The following is a 14,312-nucleotide window of genomic DNA, read 5'->3' as shown; positions in this document are numbered from 1 at the left end:
GTGACTTATCCTAACGCCTGCGGCTAACAGCAACTCTTACAGGCAATGTGTTCTTAATAGTTCGTTTCCAAAAAAACCTTACAACTTAAGTAGGATCGCTATCACTCATAACTAGCTACTAGCCCCGTTTTAGTTACTGTTGCTGTGTCCAATCTTGACCAATACGAATCGTTAGATGTGAATCGAGATCGCCAGTTGCAGTAGGTTCTACAATCCCTAAACCCAAAATCTGTTGCAGATCGGTTGCGGCTGTTAAATTACCTTGTTGAGCAACGATTTCTGTTTGACGCTGCGAGTCAAGCCAATCAGAAACAGTGTAGACTCGTTCAAAACCACGCTCTTGTAAATACTTGATGACGCGATCGCTTAAACTAGGGTCGCCAGAAGCGTTTTGCACTGCAATTTTGAGAGAGGTCAGCGATCGCCTGCGGGATGCTTGCATTCCCCCAAGAGGTCTAACATCAAAATACTCGCTCATTACTTGGTTAATACCAATACCATCCAACCAGTAGCTACTCGGATCTAAACTAAGAGGACTGAGACTACCTGGAACTAGTATCATTTGAAAATTTTGTGGTTCTACTGTAATGCCAAAGTTTACGATTGCGAGCATTTCAATTAAGCTCAAGTTACTATCTATATGACTTTGCATTGACCGAGCTAGTCTAGGCAGTATTGGTAATACAGTAGGGCTAGTCAGGCGATCGCGAATTGCCTTGAGTAACATCTGCTGTCGCTGCGAGCGTTCTAAATCACCAACATTTGAATTACGAAATCGCGCGAATTGTTGTGCTTGGTCGCCATCTAAAGTTTGCCATCCTGCGGCTAAGTTAATTTCTAACTTTTGAGTCGCATCTACATATGACATTTGTTGAGGGACAAAAACCTCAACACCACCTAACGCATTAATGAGTTCTTGAAAAGCATTTGTGGTAATCCGAACGTAGCGATCAATCGGAACATTATTTAAAGTACGGCTAACGACTCTTGCAGCTAAAGCAGGACCACCGTTAGCATTAGCTAGAGATATTTTTTCTAACCCCATTTCAGGAATGACAACTTGGCTATCTTTGGGGATAGAAAGCACTTTCATAGATTGGTTTGTAGGGTCTAAGCGCACAAGCAGCATTGTATCGCTAGAACCAGCAAAAACTCCTGATGCATGGTTGGTTGTATTTTTTGGAGGATCAATCCCCATTACCAAAATGTTAACTGGACGTGATATTTGATATTGGGAAGCATCAGCCCAAAAGTCTACAGGCGATCGCCTTTTAATAAATCCTTGCCCAGTGAATTGTCTTTCTTGATTAAAAGTATTGCTATTCGGCCATATTGGCGCAAACAATGCCACACTTGCTCCAAAAGCCATAGACATCGAAATGATGCCACCCCAAAATAATAAAGGGTTGCGCTTGCGCATTGACCATAGCATCAGCAGTAAATGCTGTTTAGCTTCTTTCGCTTGCCTTTTGGCTTGTACTGCCACAGGTTGAATTTTCGCCCTGATGTGCGTTTCTACTCCCTTAGCCACAACAATTGTCCTCTCACTACCGCACTTTACACGTTATGTTAATCTAAGCTGTGAAAGACAAGTAGAGATTTTTATCACAAAAGATGAACAAAGGGCGAATGACTAGTAAGAGAGTAGGAGTGTGGGAGTGTAGGTAATAGAGTTTTGAGTTTTGAATTTTGTTAGCGTAGCGGTGCCTTAGCACATTTTGAATTAAAAGAATTTTCTTAACTCATAACTCAACACTCAACATTCATAACTCTCTTAGTCTCCCCAACTACCCGCCTACCCTACTATCCCCTACATATTCCCTCCGGAATAGTTTAAGCTAGCTGAAGGTTCTGTAGATTATTGTTTGAGGCTGTACTGTGCCGAATCACAAATTCTGGATAAAATTCTTGATTGTCTGTGCCTTACTGGGTGTCACAAAACCAGCATTGGGACAAGCACTGATTCCCCGCACACCGCAACTAAATTCAGCTGCTTTAGAGCAACAAGGGTTAAGTTTGGCGCAGGAAGCAGCGCAACTGGCACAATTTCAACAGTATGAACAAGCTTTACCAAGAGCGCGACTAGCAACTCAATTAGCTCCAAGAAGCTATCAGTCATGGTTTTTGTTGGGTGGTTTGTATTTGCAGACGAACAGATACGATGAAGCGATCGCCGCCTTGGATCAAGCTAGGGTGTTAGATCCAAAAAATGCATCGATTATGTTTGCCTTGGGATCAGCTCATTTTCAACAAGGTAAATACCAAGCAGCCGTGGATACTTTGCAAGCTGGGTTGAAGTTAAAACCCAACGATCCAGAGGGACTGTTTGATTTAGGTAATGCCTACTATAAGCTTAGACAGTTTCCGCAAGCAATCAATCAGTACAACAGAGCGATCGCCTCTGATAAAAAGTTCTGGCCTGCAACAAATAATATTGGTTTAATTAAATACGAACAAGGCGATATAAATGCAGCAGTGAAGCATTGGCAAGCCGCATTAAGTATTGACAAACAAGCTGCAGAACCACAACTTGCTATGGCAGTTGCACTTTATGTTAGAGGCGATCAGCAACGCGCAATCGCAATGGGAGAAGCCGCTTTACGCATCGACCAACGTTATGGTGATGTGCAGTTTTTACGCGAGCAGTTATGGGGCGATCGTTTGATTGCCGATACGCAAAAACTACTTGCTTCACCTCGCATTCAAGCTGCTTTACAAGAACCACCCTCGCAACCAGCACAGATTCAAGTTGTTCCACAGTAGAAGAGAGCAGAGGTCAGCGGGTAGTAGGGTAGTAGAGTAGGCGGGTATCAGGGAAACATAGCATTTAGATCTCTCCTACACGCGCACACGCCCACACTCCTACACTCCCACTAATCGCTAGCTACCAACCACTACTTGCCACTCAAAATGACGAACCTGGCTGTTGGAGGAACTCTAGTTCTTCTGGAGTTGACTTGCGACCGAGGATTTCGTTGCGATGGGGAAAGCGCCCAAACCGCTCTATGACTGCTAGATGACGCTGAGCGTAGTCTATTGCTGAAGCACTTTCAGGATCGTCCTTTAGTGATGCGAACAATTCAACACACTGGCGTTGATGCTCAAGATTTTCACTGTGTTCAAAGGGCAAATAAATAAACCAGCGCTGTACGTTGAGTAGTTCTCGATCAAAACCTTGAGTAACTGCGTGCTGTGCTGTGGTAAGAGCAGCGGTGTCGGTAGCAAAAGCTTTAGGAGTACCGCGAAAGATATTGCGGGGAAACTGGTCTAGTAGCAAAATTAATGCTAAGCAGCTGCGGGGTGACTCTTGCCAAGAGCTTAATTGATGAGTCGCAGCTTGTTCGTAGTCACTCAAAAATCGTGCGCAGATTTCTCGATCAATCTCAGGGCTTTTAGTAAACCAGAACGTGCGTTGTTTACCGTAATCAGCTGCATTCGGTTGTTCAAACCAAAACGCGAGAATTTCGTCTACTTGCGACATCAGTACTTCTCCCACAACAGACAACTAGCTATCCGCTTTTCAGTGTATACATAGTTGGGAGTTCAGCAGCTTCTTAAGTTAGTAGGTAGACAGGGGTAGATTTGAGTTAAGCGTTAGGTTAAGGTCCGTCGTAGGATTGATGACAAGAACTTCCGCGCGTCTGCGTCCTAGTAAAACTCCTCCTAATGCTCCTAATCCAGCACCACCGAGGACTTCTTCAGTTGCGATCGCGCGATCGCCTGTAATTGCTGCGACTGCTGCTGCTGCTGCTGCGCCAATGGCTGCACCTTTTAAGATCGAATTCGTGTTGGAACCTCTGGTGATTTGTTGAGTTTGGCTAAACACTCTTGAAGAAGCATTAATACCCTGCCGTCGGTTATTTGGCAATACAAGTTCTCTTGCCACAAACTGCGAACCACCATAAACAGGTTGGATTTGTCCGACAATTTGACTGCCAACGGGAACTAATACAGTATTGCTACGGTTAATGATGTTTGTTGCTACTGTCAGGGTTAGGGACATCGTTTCGTTGGGAGTGACAACGATTCGTTCAGCTTCATCGTACCGCGCTGGAATTGTAGTGCCTGCCGGAATTGTGACTTGTGTAGTAGAAGGATAATTTGGTGAAGGATAGGTTCTGGAAGGATAAGGTTGTTGAGGAAAGAGTTGCGCAGCTGCAGGAGTTGATAACATTAAAGGAGTGATGGTACTCGTTGTTACGGCAAGTGCCATAAATGCAGCTGTTCCAGAATGCCAAGAATTAACACGATTCATATTAAACGTTCTCCTTTAAGAACGAAATCACTATTTCGCATACTTAAGAATTGCCATCATTCCTGAGAACAATTGCAGGAGAGTGCTTCTCAGTATGATTTGATGCAATAGAGTAGCGCATTAGTATCAAACACTGTTATCTATCCAGACTTCAAAGCAAAAAATAAGGTTCCGAGTTCAACGCTAAAAGCTAACAAGAATCTACTTCTCTCTCAAGGTTTTTCAAAACCCATGACTCGTGCTGACATCTGATCTACCGTACGCGGGTCGGTTTTAAATGTTACCCAACCTTCACGGGTAGATTGTCTTGGTAAAAAGGCAATTTCAAATTCGGCTGTTTCTTGTTCAGTTCCATCACTTTCTAGGACAACTTCAATAAGAACTCCCTCAGCCGTCTCGTCACCTTGATTAGTTACTGATACTGGGACAACGAAGTAATTTTGTTGAGGCTGTGGTTGCCCAAGTTGAAATTCAAAGCTTGGAGGTGAGTTTGCTGTATTTGTTCCATCGTAGACTAGATATCCTAATGTTCCAACCACTAAGACAAGACTAATTGCAAACACAATCCACTCTAACCAGTTTTTTTCTAGTTGTTTCATTGCAGTAGAAGTCTTCCTGCTGAAGCGCCTAAAGTTGCAGCAAGTCCTAAAACAACGGTTTGTGCTAAGCAAGTCATCAAGGACATATTATCAAAGCGCCCAAAAAACCATAAAATTGCGGCGGAAGCAACTAAAGCGATCGCATAAGTAACAACTGTGCCATAAATCACGTTGACGATGCCGCGTTTTTTAGAGAATCGCTGTGTGCCAGTGAAGTTACTATAAAACAGAATCATTGCCCCCATGAGCATTGAGACAAGGGCAAAACCTACAAGCCGCCATGAATTACTTTCTACTGCGAGCTGAATAATTTCTTCTGTAGGGGCAACATTAGCAGCAAATAACACTGCACCACATAAAGCGATTGTTAACTGTCCGCCGAAGTCACCATTGCTTTTTGTCAAAAAAGGTGTGGGATCAGGATCGTCTAGCGATGAATTGCTTTTCATGCCACTATCTGTTTGCTGTCCGCCTTCACCTCCACCTAGCTGTGCCGTACCAACAGATACACCAATTGCAACTGTCATGGCTTCGATGATAATTTTGCCAGCGATTTCATTAAGAGTCATTTCTGCCGTGATTCGCCCCAAAAGCCAGAGAAATATCGCAGCAATGATTAATCCTAGCCCCATTTCTTCAACCGAATCAATAGCAACTTCCAATGGACTCGCTGAACGACGTAAACCGCCGTAACGGTTGTAACCAAGCAACAAGCTAAAAGTGGCAAGAACGTATATCAGTAGGCGCAAAGGATGGGTAATAAATCCAGCCCACCAAACTTCCATTGTGTAAAGCAAGGGTAAGCTAAATAGTAACCCTCCGGCAATTCCCCGCAGGTATTCTTGGAGCGATCGCACAAGCGATCGTTGCTGCTGACTTTGATCGTTCATCGCGCTGACAGACAAAATGCCTGTACAAAAATCACACTACTTCTTTTTTGTCAAGATGTCAGTGAACATCATTAAGTAGCCGCCGATGAGAATGACGACTGCTAAACCGCCTGCCACGAGATCGAGAACTTGAGTATTTTCCATTATTGCACCTTAATGTATTCTATATTACTAAAAATCTACGCCTTGCTTTAATTCAACTCCTTGGTTTGCGTAGTGTTTGTGGCAGAATACTTCAGAATGAATGCTAGCTAAATCAAAATAGGCTGGTGGATTGTGGCAGCGCCCTGTAATGATAACTTCAGTGTCGCGGGGTTTGCGCAGTAGTGCTTGGACAATCGGTTCTATGGGTAATAGCTCTAGATCAACTGTAGGATTGAGTTCATCGAGGATGATAGTTTTATACAAACCAGAGGCGATCGCTGTACGGGCAATTTCCCAACCGCGTTCTGCTTCTACATAATCTAATTCTTGCTGTTGACTGCGCCAAACAATGGCATCGCGCCCACAACGTTGATGATCGACTAAGGCAGGATATGACTGTTGTAAAGCTGCGATCGCGGCGTCTTCAGTGTAACCACTGCCACCTTTGAGCCATTGCATAATCAAAACGCGGTGTGATTTGTCTTGACTAATTCCTCTCCCAATCGCTTGTAAGGCTTTACCCAATGCACTGGTGGATTTACCTTTACCAGCACCTGTGTAGATTTCAATTCCAGAAATTCCTTTTTCGGCGGCTGTCGCATGGTGGTGAGGTTTCATTTCCGAGTGTAAATCGGCTATATCTAGCAGTTGTTGTGGCGCACCTCTTCCTGTCGCAATAATTTCGACTTCCTCTGGCTTTGATTTGAGTGTTTGAACAACTTCTTCAACGGGAAGTAATCCTAAATCCAACACAGGATTCAGTTCATCTAACACGACAACTGAATATAAGCCAGAAGCGATCGCGCCTTTAGCAACATCCCAACCGCGCCGTGCTTCTTGACGATCAAAACGAGTCACTTCATCAGCACTAAAAAACTCTGCTCTTCCAGTGCGTACCTGATCGATGAGATGCGGAAAACCTTGTTGCAATGCTTCAATCGCGCCATCCTCATCATAAGCACGTCCTGGTCCTTTAAGAAACCGCAGTAACAAAACGCGGGTAGCGCTACGAGTATTAATTCCCAATCCAATGGAGCGTAAAACAACGCCTAAAGCTGCTTGAGACTTACCTTTTCCGGCACCATCGTAAACGTGAATTTGTCCGACAACTCGGTGAGAACGTAGTTGCGCTGTGCGAATACCAATGCCGTTCCTTGTCATTGCTTTTTTAGAATGTTGATGCAGATTTAGATTTTAACGGACGTCTGAGTTCATTGCTAGCACAATCTAGAAACGAGGGTAGGAAGATAATATAACTAAAATTACGAATTACATTCGCGTAGCGTGCTGGAGGCAACTACTACGAACTAAAAATCATACTTATACTGCTGAATACACCAATTATTTCTAGGTACTGCGATCGCTCCTACATATCCAGCATCAGGAATAATTTCTTGCAGTGTCCAAAGTTGAGCTTCAGATTCATCCCACGAAGTGTATAGTAACTTCGCGGGTTCTCCTGGGGTGAGGGAAACATCAAATTTGTCTAATGGCAGTGATAACCCTTTTCCTGTTGCTTTGATAAAAGCTTCTTTGCGAGTCCAACAGTTGAAAAAGGCAGTTATTTGTAAATGTGGCGGAAGCGATCGCAGCACAGCGACTTCAGTTGGTGAAAAAAATCTTTCTGCAATTTCTTGACAAGGAAAATCATTGCGGATGTATTCAAGATCGACTCCGACATCACAATTTTGGGTAACTGCAATTAAGGCAAGTTCCTGCGAGTGCGATACATTAAAGCGTAGAGGTTCTTTATCTGCGACAACAAGACTCGGTTTACCGTGGGAGTTGTAGCTAAAGTCAACTTCGTTGGGTTGAATCTGGAGATAGCTAGCGAGAACTTGTCGGAGTACCCCACGACTAACGATAAAGCGATCGCCATGTAATTGTAAATAAAAACGTTCTGCTCGCTGCTTTTCTGTAGCGCACAAAGTAGCAAAAAGACTGCGGACAATTGTTGCATCAATATCTAAAGTCACCCGCCACACATGAACTTCGTTACTAAGTAAAGAGAGGTTCGACGGTGGATTTGCCCACTCAACACCAGCATTCATCTATGCAGTACCAATTTGAAAAATAGTTCAACACATCATGTCATCTCTCCTCAACTTCTGCTTCTGCTGCTGCTATTATCAGCGTTGTTTTTAATACAGAGTCAGGATTTAGACTAATTGTATCGATTCCTTGTTCGATTAAAAACTGGGCAAATTCAGGATAATCGCTGGGTGCTTGTCCGCAAATACCAATTTTGCGATTGTGTTTTTTTGCAGCAGCGATCGCCATTTTTACCATTCGTTTGACTCCTGCACTGCGTTCGTCAAATAATCGCGCGACAAGTGCAGAATCGCGATCAATTCCTAGTGTTAGCTGAGTCAAGTCATTAGAACCAATCGAGAATCCATCAAAAACTTCGGCAAATTCCTCCGCCATGATCGCATTGTTGGGTAATTCGCACATCACATAGACTTGCAAGCCATTTTCACCTTGCTTCAAGCCATTTTTTGCCATTTCTGCTAACACCATCCGCCCTTCATCGGGAGTGCGACAAAAAGGAATCATCGGAATAATATTCGTTAAACCCATTTCTTCGCGTACCCGCAGAATCGCTTGACACTCTAATGCAAAACCATCGCGGTAGCCTTCATCGTAATATCGCGCTGCACCTCGCCACCCTAACATCGGGTTTTCTTCGTCCGGTTCAAATTGTTTGCCACCTAGCAGATTTGCGTATTCGTTACTCTTAAAATCTGACATCCGTACAATGACAGGCTTAGGATAAAAAGCTGCAGCAATTCTTCCTACACCTTGTGCTAATTTATCAACAAAGTATTGTGGTTTATTGTCGTAAAGTGCAGTTAATTCTGCAATTTTTGTTTTAACGAAATTGTCTAACTTGTTGTAGTTTAATAAGGCTAAAGGATGGACTTGAATATGGTTAGCAATAATAAATTCAAAACGGGCTAAACCTACCCCATCATTAGGAATTGCAGCTAGGCGAAAAGCTTCTTGTGGATTGCCAACATTCATTAAAATTTGCGTACGAGTACGAGGTAAATTCTCTAGAGTAATTTCTTTAACTTCAAATGGCAACAAATCTGCATAAACTTTTCCTTCTTCACCTTCTGCACAAGAAATTGTCACATCTTGATTAGTATGCAAAGTAGATGTTGCATGACCACATCCTACAATTGCTGGAATCCCTAATTCTCTTGCAATAATTGCAGCATGGCAAGTGCGCCCGCCTTGATTTGTGATCATTGCACTTGCTTTTTTCATAATTGGTTCCCAGTCAGGATCGGTACGATCGGTAACTAATACTTCTCCTGGTAGGAATTGATCAATTTTACTTGCATCGGTAATTACGTGGGTTTTACCTTGAGCGATCGCATTTCCCACGGCTCGTCCAATAATTAATGGCTGTGCCTTAACTTGAGTGGTAAACTCATAACTACGCAGCACATTAGTACTTTTTTGCGACTGTACAGTTTCAGGACGCGCTTGGACAATAAACAATTCTTGAGTAATTCCATCTTTTGCCCATTCAATATCCATCGGTGTGTGTTTGCCGTGGACTTGCGAATAATGATCTTCAATTAAACACGCCCATCGTGCAAGTTGTAAGATTTCTTCGTCATTGAGGGCAAATTGATTTTTTTCTTCAGGCGATACTTTAATATTTTTAGTGAGTTTAGAACCATCATCATACACCATTTTTAATTCTTTGCTTCCCAATCTTTTGTCTAAAATTGGGCGAAATCCAGCTTTTAAAGTTGGTTTAAAAACATAGTATTCATCAGGATTTACCGCACCTTGAACAACATTTTCTCCTAAGCCATAGGCTGCTGTAATTAGTGCTGCATCTTGAAAACCTGTTTCGGTTTCAATGGAAAACATCACACCAGAAGTTGCTAAATCGGAACGCACCATCTTCTGGACGCCGACAGAAAGTGCTACATCAACGTGGTCGAATCCTTTAATTTGTCGGTAGGAAATCGCGCGATCGGTAAATAAGGAAGCAAAGCAACGATGGCAGGCTTCTAGTACTCTGTGAATGCCGCTGATATTAAGATATGTTTCTTGTTGTCCAGCAAAACTCGCATCGGGTAAATCTTCAGCAGTCGCACTCGAACGAACCGCAACGTCAGTATCTGTACCGTAGCGGAGGCACATTTCTTGATAAGCTTGACTTATTGCTTGCTGCAAGTCTTGAGGAAACGGTGTATTTAAAATCAGCGATCGCGCTCGTTTCCCCACTTGGCGTAAATTATTAATATCAGCAACATCAAGATCGCAAAACAGCGATCGCAGTTCTTCTTCTAACCCCGCTGCTTGAATGAAGTAGCGATACGCCTGGGCTGTTGTTGCAAAACCATTAGGAACATTAACACCTTGCGATGTGTTATGTTGAATCATCTCTCCCAAGGAGGCATTTTTACCACCTACTAAAGGGATATCCGCAATGCCAACCTGATCGAACCAGAGAATGAGCGATCGCGCTTGCGAAGACGAAAAATGTTCTTTAGCGGCTTTTACCATAGCTCTTTTCTACTAATGATACCTACCAATCTAAAAAAAGTACGAGCAGCAGAGGGGTAGAGGGTAGTAGGGTAGGCGGGTAGGATTAACAATTAGAATCCACTCTCTTACTCTCCCACTCTCCTACTAGCCACCAGTCACTCACCCCTCACCCCTGTTAAAATGTAACTTGCTAAATCTACCAAGCGATTTGCATAGCCCCATTCGTTGTCATAGTAAGCGAGAACCTTGACAAAGTTATCACCAAGAACACTTGTGGAAGAGAGGTTTACAATTGCCGAGTGCGGATCTCCTACACAATCTGAAGAAACCAGAGGAACTTCACTAACTTTGAGAATCTCGCGCATTCCGTTCGTTGCATACTTGCGTAAAGCATCATTAACTTCCTCTACTGACACAGACTTTTGCAACACTGCATTTAAATCGGTTACTGAACCAGTGGGAGTCGGTACGCGTAACGCCATGCCATCAAGTTTTCCTTTCAATTCTGGTAACACCAAAGCAACTGCCGTTGCTGCGCCTGTTGTCGTTGGTACAATATTTTGGGCTGCACCACGTCCGCGCGCCCATTCTGAAGGATGTCCTGTATCTACTAATCGTTGATCGGCAGTATAAGCGTGAACTGTCGTCATCAGTGCCTTCTCAATGCCAAATTCATCATTCAGGATCTTGGCGATTGGTGTGAGACAATTGGTGGTGCAAGACGCTGCGGAAATTATAGAATCGCGTTCTGGAGCGTAACTTTCGTGATTTACGCCATACACAAACGTGGGTACAGTAGAACCCTTAGCGGGCGCACTAATAATCACTTTTTTACATCCAGCTTCAATGTGTAATCCGGCTTTATCTGCACTGCGGAAAATCCCTGTGGATTCGATAACAACATCGATATCCATCTGCTTCCACGGAAGCGCCGCCGGATCTTTTTCTGCGACAAGTGCGATTTTTTTCCCATCAATCATCAAACCTGTATCGTCATAGCCTACTTCCGCAGGAAACTGCCGATATACTGAGTCATATTGCAGTAGATACGCAGCTAAGTCGGGTTTTAATACAATATCGTTGATCGCAACAACTTCTAAATCTGGCTTACCATAAGCAATCCGTAAAAACGCACGTCCAATCCGTCCAAATCCATTAATGGCTACTCGTTTCATGACTACCTCTTGATTTAAAGTATTTTTTTACTAGTTAAGTGTTAGCAACTAACTTCAAACGATGCCGTAGCTTAGAACACGGCTAGGAAAGTTTAACCCGTGCTTGAGCAAGTAGCATAGAACTTACTCCATCTAAAATCAGATGATAAGTGGCAATATCAAGAAAGAAGATATCTTGTAGTAGACCGTGAGTTCAGATACACAAGCAATTGTTAAAAGTGAGTACCAAGCGGGAAAAGCCGCATTTGAACGGGGAAAGTACCGCGAAGCAGTGCAACATCTGGAAAAAGCCAGCGCCCTTGTTGCCCGAAATACTCGGTTAGGAGGAGAGATTCAGATATGGCTAGTAACAGCATATGAAGCCGCAGAACAGCGACAAGAAGCTGTGTCATTGTGCGAACAACTTAAGCGCCATCCCCATGCGGAAACAAGTAAACAAGCGCGGCGATTACTATACATATTGCAAGCACCGCAACTCAAGCGCCCTCAAGAATGGTTAACACAAATTCCTGACTTGGGTACATTACCCGATAATGAAAGTCAAATGCGATTGGCTAGTGGTACGGTGAGTAAAAAACGTCCGTCCCAAACACCAGTGATTCCTGAACCTATTGATCCTAGTAAAGTAAATACAAAAGACAATCGCTTTATCTGGGTAGCACTGATAGCGATCGCTTTAACACTTGTTGGGTTGATTTGGTCGATTTGAATCGATAGGAGGATTAATGTCCGCAGTTTTGACAATGCATAAAACTCGCTTTTTGCGTACTTTATTACGATTTCTAGCACGATGGCGGCTATTGTGGATCGTTCTTTTATCATCGCTGCTTCTTTCAGGCTGCGTGCAGTATCAAGCCGGAGTTAATTTTGATAGCCCCAATCATGGCGAAATTATCCAGCATATTAAGTTAGGCGATCGCTTAATGACTTTCAGTGGTGATTCTGCTACTGAGTGGTTAGATAGCATCGAACGCCGTGCCCGTAAACTTGATGGCAAAGTCAAACGCATTTCTAGTGAAGAACTCACCGTCACAATTCCTTTTAATAACGGTGCAGAACTTGAATCTAAGTTCAATGAATTCTTTCATCCAACTGCTAAAACAAATACAGCTATTACCCAACCATCTGAAATCCCAGTTGTCAATTCCCAGCTCAAGCTCAACCAAAACAACTTTATCTTTTTACTGAAAAATCGACTTATTTACGAACTAGATCTGCGATCGCTTTCTTTGGTTTCAACTAACGGTAACGTCCTTGTCAATCCTAATGAAATCCTTGACTTGGAGTTTCGCTTAAATACTCCTTGGGGCGCTAAAAGCGTCGAAACTGACGAAAATGCCGTGTCCCCCGAAATTGCACAAAAACAACTTGTTTGGACATTTAAGCCAGGCGCACTCAATCACCTCGAAGCTATTTTCTGGCTACCTAATCCATTAGGAATTGGCACTTTTATCATTATTTTATTCATAACAGCCGGAATTTACTTGCGCTATAACTTCATGCCCGATCCCACAACTCAGATAGCACCAAGTTTAACTCCTGAAAGTAAAGCAACCTGAATGCTTAGCACTTTAGTCACTCTTTCGCTCACCCCTATTTACGGTGACAAGCGTTCCCTTTGCCAACTACCATCTTCCTGACGACGATAGTTGAGGCGATCGTGGAGTCGGCTAGGGCGTCCTTGCCAAAATTCAATCAGATGAGGAATTAAACGATATCCTCCCCAATGAGGTGGACGAGGAACATCCTCGTGTTCATACTTTTGCTGAAGTGCTTGCAAGCGCTGTTCTAAAACTTCGCGGCTAACTACGACTTGGCTTTGATCTGACGCCCAAGCCCCCAAACGACTGTTTAATGGGCGGCTTTGAAAATATTCGTTAGATTCTGCATCAGATGATTTCTCCACACGTCCTTCAATCCGAACTTGGCGTTCTAGTTCCGCCCACCAAAATACGAGGGCGGCTTGCGGATTAGCTGCAAGTTCTTGTCCTTTGTGACTGGAATAATTTGTAAAAAATACGAAACCTCGCTCGTCAAAGTTTTTTAATAACACCATTCTTGCTGAAGGTTTACCGTCTGAAGTCGCAGTAGCCAATGTCATTGCGTTAGGTTCAGGTATCTGTGCAGCTAACGCTTGGTCAAACCATAGTTGGAACTGTCTAAAGGGATTAGGATCAGCGTTTTTTTCCTGCAAGCCTTGGAGAGTGTAATCTTTACGAAGATCCGCTACGCTAATGTTCATGTTGCTCGATCGCTGTTTGTGCCCTAGATTAGATTTTAAATTCTAGATTAAGCAAGGCTAGCGTGTCAGGTTGATTCAACATTATTGTCTGATTAAGGTTTAGCTGTCATCTTGGCCGCACTTTAATCAAAATGATTTGCCGTACTGTAATTCACCTATGGCGGCTGCCATCAAAACAATCAAGCTAAGTTACAGCGATCAACAATAGGACAGGAGCGTTTTATGTCCAAAAGATTTAAGATTTTGGCGATCGCACTAGCATTTTATATGCTACTGTGTGGCGATTGAGTTTGATATACTTTAGTCAATTTTTGACCACCTATAATCACCATACCATCAAGCACCTGACTACAGCTAAATTTTCAGATTTTTCATCAGTTGTTTAAAACGTTACTATTCCCTACAATGCTCCTCAATGCCATGAGGGAAACATTGTATTTAGGAATTGCAAGTAGTATGACACCCCTACTGTTAAATCATTGTTACCCCCTG

At 43.2% G+C, this 14,312-nt stretch carries 13 protein-coding genes; 3 read left to right on the top strand and 10 right to left on the bottom strand.

The annotated features are described in order from the left end of the window. Positions 1 to 133: 133 nt before the first annotated feature. Entirely contained in the window at positions 134 to 1,531 is a 1,398-nt protein-coding gene (locus CSQ79_RS07665) for an LCP family protein (RefSeq protein ID WP_099700577.1), read from the bottom strand. A gap of 347 nt (positions 1,532 to 1,878) precedes the next feature. Here CSQ79_RS07665 and CSQ79_RS07660 point away from each other — a divergent pair, with 347 nt between their 5' ends. Continuing rightward, on the top strand, positions 1,879 to 2,763 hold the full coding sequence (locus CSQ79_RS07660) for a tetratricopeptide repeat protein (RefSeq protein WP_099700576.1): 885 nt from the start codon (positions 1,879 to 1,881) through the stop codon (positions 2,761 to 2,763). A gap of 142 nt (positions 2,764 to 2,905) precedes the next feature. On the opposite strand, the gene CSQ79_RS07655 is transcribed toward CSQ79_RS07660, so the two are convergent. The 8 genes from CSQ79_RS07655 to gap form a co-directional block, all read right to left on the bottom strand. Continuing rightward, the gene (locus tag CSQ79_RS07655; protein ID WP_099700575.1) at positions 2,906 to 3,481 is read right to left on the bottom strand and encodes a DUF924 family protein; all 576 of its coding nucleotides are present in this window, start codon (positions 3,479 to 3,481) and stop codon (positions 2,906 to 2,908) included. Between the two features lie 78 nt (positions 3,482 to 3,559). Continuing rightward, the gene (locus CSQ79_RS07650) at positions 3,560 to 4,255 is read right to left on the bottom strand and encodes a hypothetical protein (protein WP_099700574.1); all 696 of its coding nucleotides are present in this window, start codon (positions 4,253 to 4,255) and stop codon (positions 3,560 to 3,562) included. 212 nt (positions 4,256 to 4,467) lie between these two features. Next, positions 4,468 to 4,854 carry a hypothetical protein gene (locus tag CSQ79_RS07645; RefSeq protein WP_099700573.1) on the bottom strand — a complete coding sequence of 129 codons (387 nt, stop codon included), beginning with the start codon at positions 4,852 to 4,854 and terminating at the stop codon, positions 4,468 to 4,470. Further along, a complete protein-coding gene (locus CSQ79_RS07640; protein WP_099700572.1) occupies positions 4,851 to 5,744 on the bottom strand; it encodes a TIGR02587 family membrane protein in 894 nt (297 codons plus the stop codon). Before CSQ79_RS07640 ends, CSQ79_RS07645 begins: the two co-directional genes overlap by 4 nt. Before the next feature lie 171 nt (positions 5,745 to 5,915). Next, positions 5,916 to 7,049, bottom strand: a complete 1,134-nt coding sequence (locus CSQ79_RS07635; RefSeq protein WP_099700571.1) for a cob(I)yrinic acid a,c-diamide adenosyltransferase — start codon at positions 7,047 to 7,049, stop codon at positions 5,916 to 5,918. A gap of 146 nt (positions 7,050 to 7,195) precedes the next feature. Continuing rightward, a complete protein-coding gene (locus CSQ79_RS07630) occupies positions 7,196 to 7,939 on the bottom strand; it encodes a 4'-phosphopantetheinyl transferase family protein (RefSeq protein ID WP_099700570.1) in 744 nt (247 codons plus the stop codon). Between the two features lie 40 nt (positions 7,940 to 7,979). Continuing rightward, positions 7,980 to 10,421, bottom strand: coding sequence for a phosphoenolpyruvate synthase (ppsA, locus tag CSQ79_RS07625; RefSeq protein WP_099700569.1), 2,442 nt, complete (start codon positions 10,419 to 10,421; stop codon positions 7,980 to 7,982). A gap of 137 nt (positions 10,422 to 10,558) precedes the next feature. Then, complete coding sequence (gene gap, locus CSQ79_RS07620) at positions 10,559 to 11,578, bottom strand: type I glyceraldehyde-3-phosphate dehydrogenase (RefSeq protein ID WP_099700568.1); 1,020 nt, start codon at positions 11,576 to 11,578, stop codon at positions 10,559 to 10,561. 187 nt (positions 11,579 to 11,765) lie between these two features. Between gap and CSQ79_RS07615 the strand changes: the two genes are divergently transcribed. Both CSQ79_RS07615 and CSQ79_RS07610 read left to right on the top strand, forming a co-directional pair. Next, entirely contained in the window at positions 11,766 to 12,287 is a 522-nt protein-coding gene (locus CSQ79_RS07615) for a tetratricopeptide repeat protein (RefSeq protein ID WP_099700567.1), read from the top strand. A 16-nt stretch (positions 12,288 to 12,303) separates the two neighbouring features. Beyond that, positions 12,304 to 13,137, top strand: coding sequence for a DUF3153 domain-containing protein (locus CSQ79_RS07610; protein WP_099700566.1), 834 nt, complete (start codon positions 12,304 to 12,306; stop codon positions 13,135 to 13,137). Positions 13,138 to 13,175: 38 nt separating this feature from the next. Here the strand turns inward: CSQ79_RS07610 and pdxH are convergent, their stop codons facing one another. After that, positions 13,176 to 13,820 carry a pyridoxamine 5'-phosphate oxidase gene (pdxH, locus tag CSQ79_RS07605; RefSeq protein WP_099700565.1) on the bottom strand — a complete coding sequence of 215 codons (645 nt, stop codon included), beginning with the start codon at positions 13,818 to 13,820 and terminating at the stop codon, positions 13,176 to 13,178. Positions 13,821 to 14,312 lie beyond the last annotated feature (492 nt).

Origin of the sequence: Gloeocapsopsis sp. IPPAS B-1203 (genome assembly GCF_002749975.1) — a bacterium.
GTDB lineage: Bacteria > Cyanobacteriota > Cyanobacteriia > Cyanobacteriales > Chroococcidiopsidaceae > Gloeocapsopsis.
The sequence above is the reverse complement of the archived record's forward strand: the minus strand, read 5'-3'. Positions and strand labels throughout refer to the sequence as shown.

Bases quoted from the DNA above. Each gene is read 5' to 3' on its own strand.
- CSQ79_RS07655 (WP_099700575.1), bottom strand. From the start codon at position 3,481: ATGTCGCAAGTAGACGAAATTCTCGCGTTTTGGTTTGAACAACCGAAT.
- CSQ79_RS07650 (WP_099700574.1), bottom strand. From the start codon at position 4,255: ATGAATCGTGTTAATTCTTGGCATTCTGGAACAGCTGCATTTATGGCA.
- CSQ79_RS07645 (WP_099700573.1), bottom strand. From the start codon at position 4,854: ATGAAACAACTAGAAAAAAACTGGTTAGAGTGGATTGTGTTTGCAATT.
- CSQ79_RS07640 (WP_099700572.1), bottom strand. From the start codon at position 5,744: ATGAACGATCAAAGTCAGCAGCAACGATCGCTTGTGCGATCGCTCCAA.
- CSQ79_RS07635 (WP_099700571.1), bottom strand. From the start codon at position 7,049: ATGACAAGGAACGGCATTGGTATTCGCACAGCGCAACTACGTTCTCAC.
- CSQ79_RS07630 (WP_099700570.1), bottom strand. From the start codon at position 7,939: ATGAATGCTGGTGTTGAGTGGGCAAATCCACCGTCGAACCTCTCTTTA.
- ppsA (WP_099700569.1), bottom strand. From the start codon at position 10,421: ATGGTAAAAGCCGCTAAAGAACATTTTTCGTCTTCGCAAGCGCGATCG.
- gap (WP_099700568.1), bottom strand. From the start codon at position 11,578: ATGAAACGAGTAGCCATTAATGGATTTGGACGGATTGGACGTGCGTTT.
- CSQ79_RS07610 (WP_099700566.1), top strand. From the start codon at position 12,304: ATGTCCGCAGTTTTGACAATGCATAAAACTCGCTTTTTGCGTACTTTA.
- pdxH (WP_099700565.1), bottom strand. From the start codon at position 13,820: ATGAACATTAGCGTAGCGGATCTTCGTAAAGATTACACTCTCCAAGGC.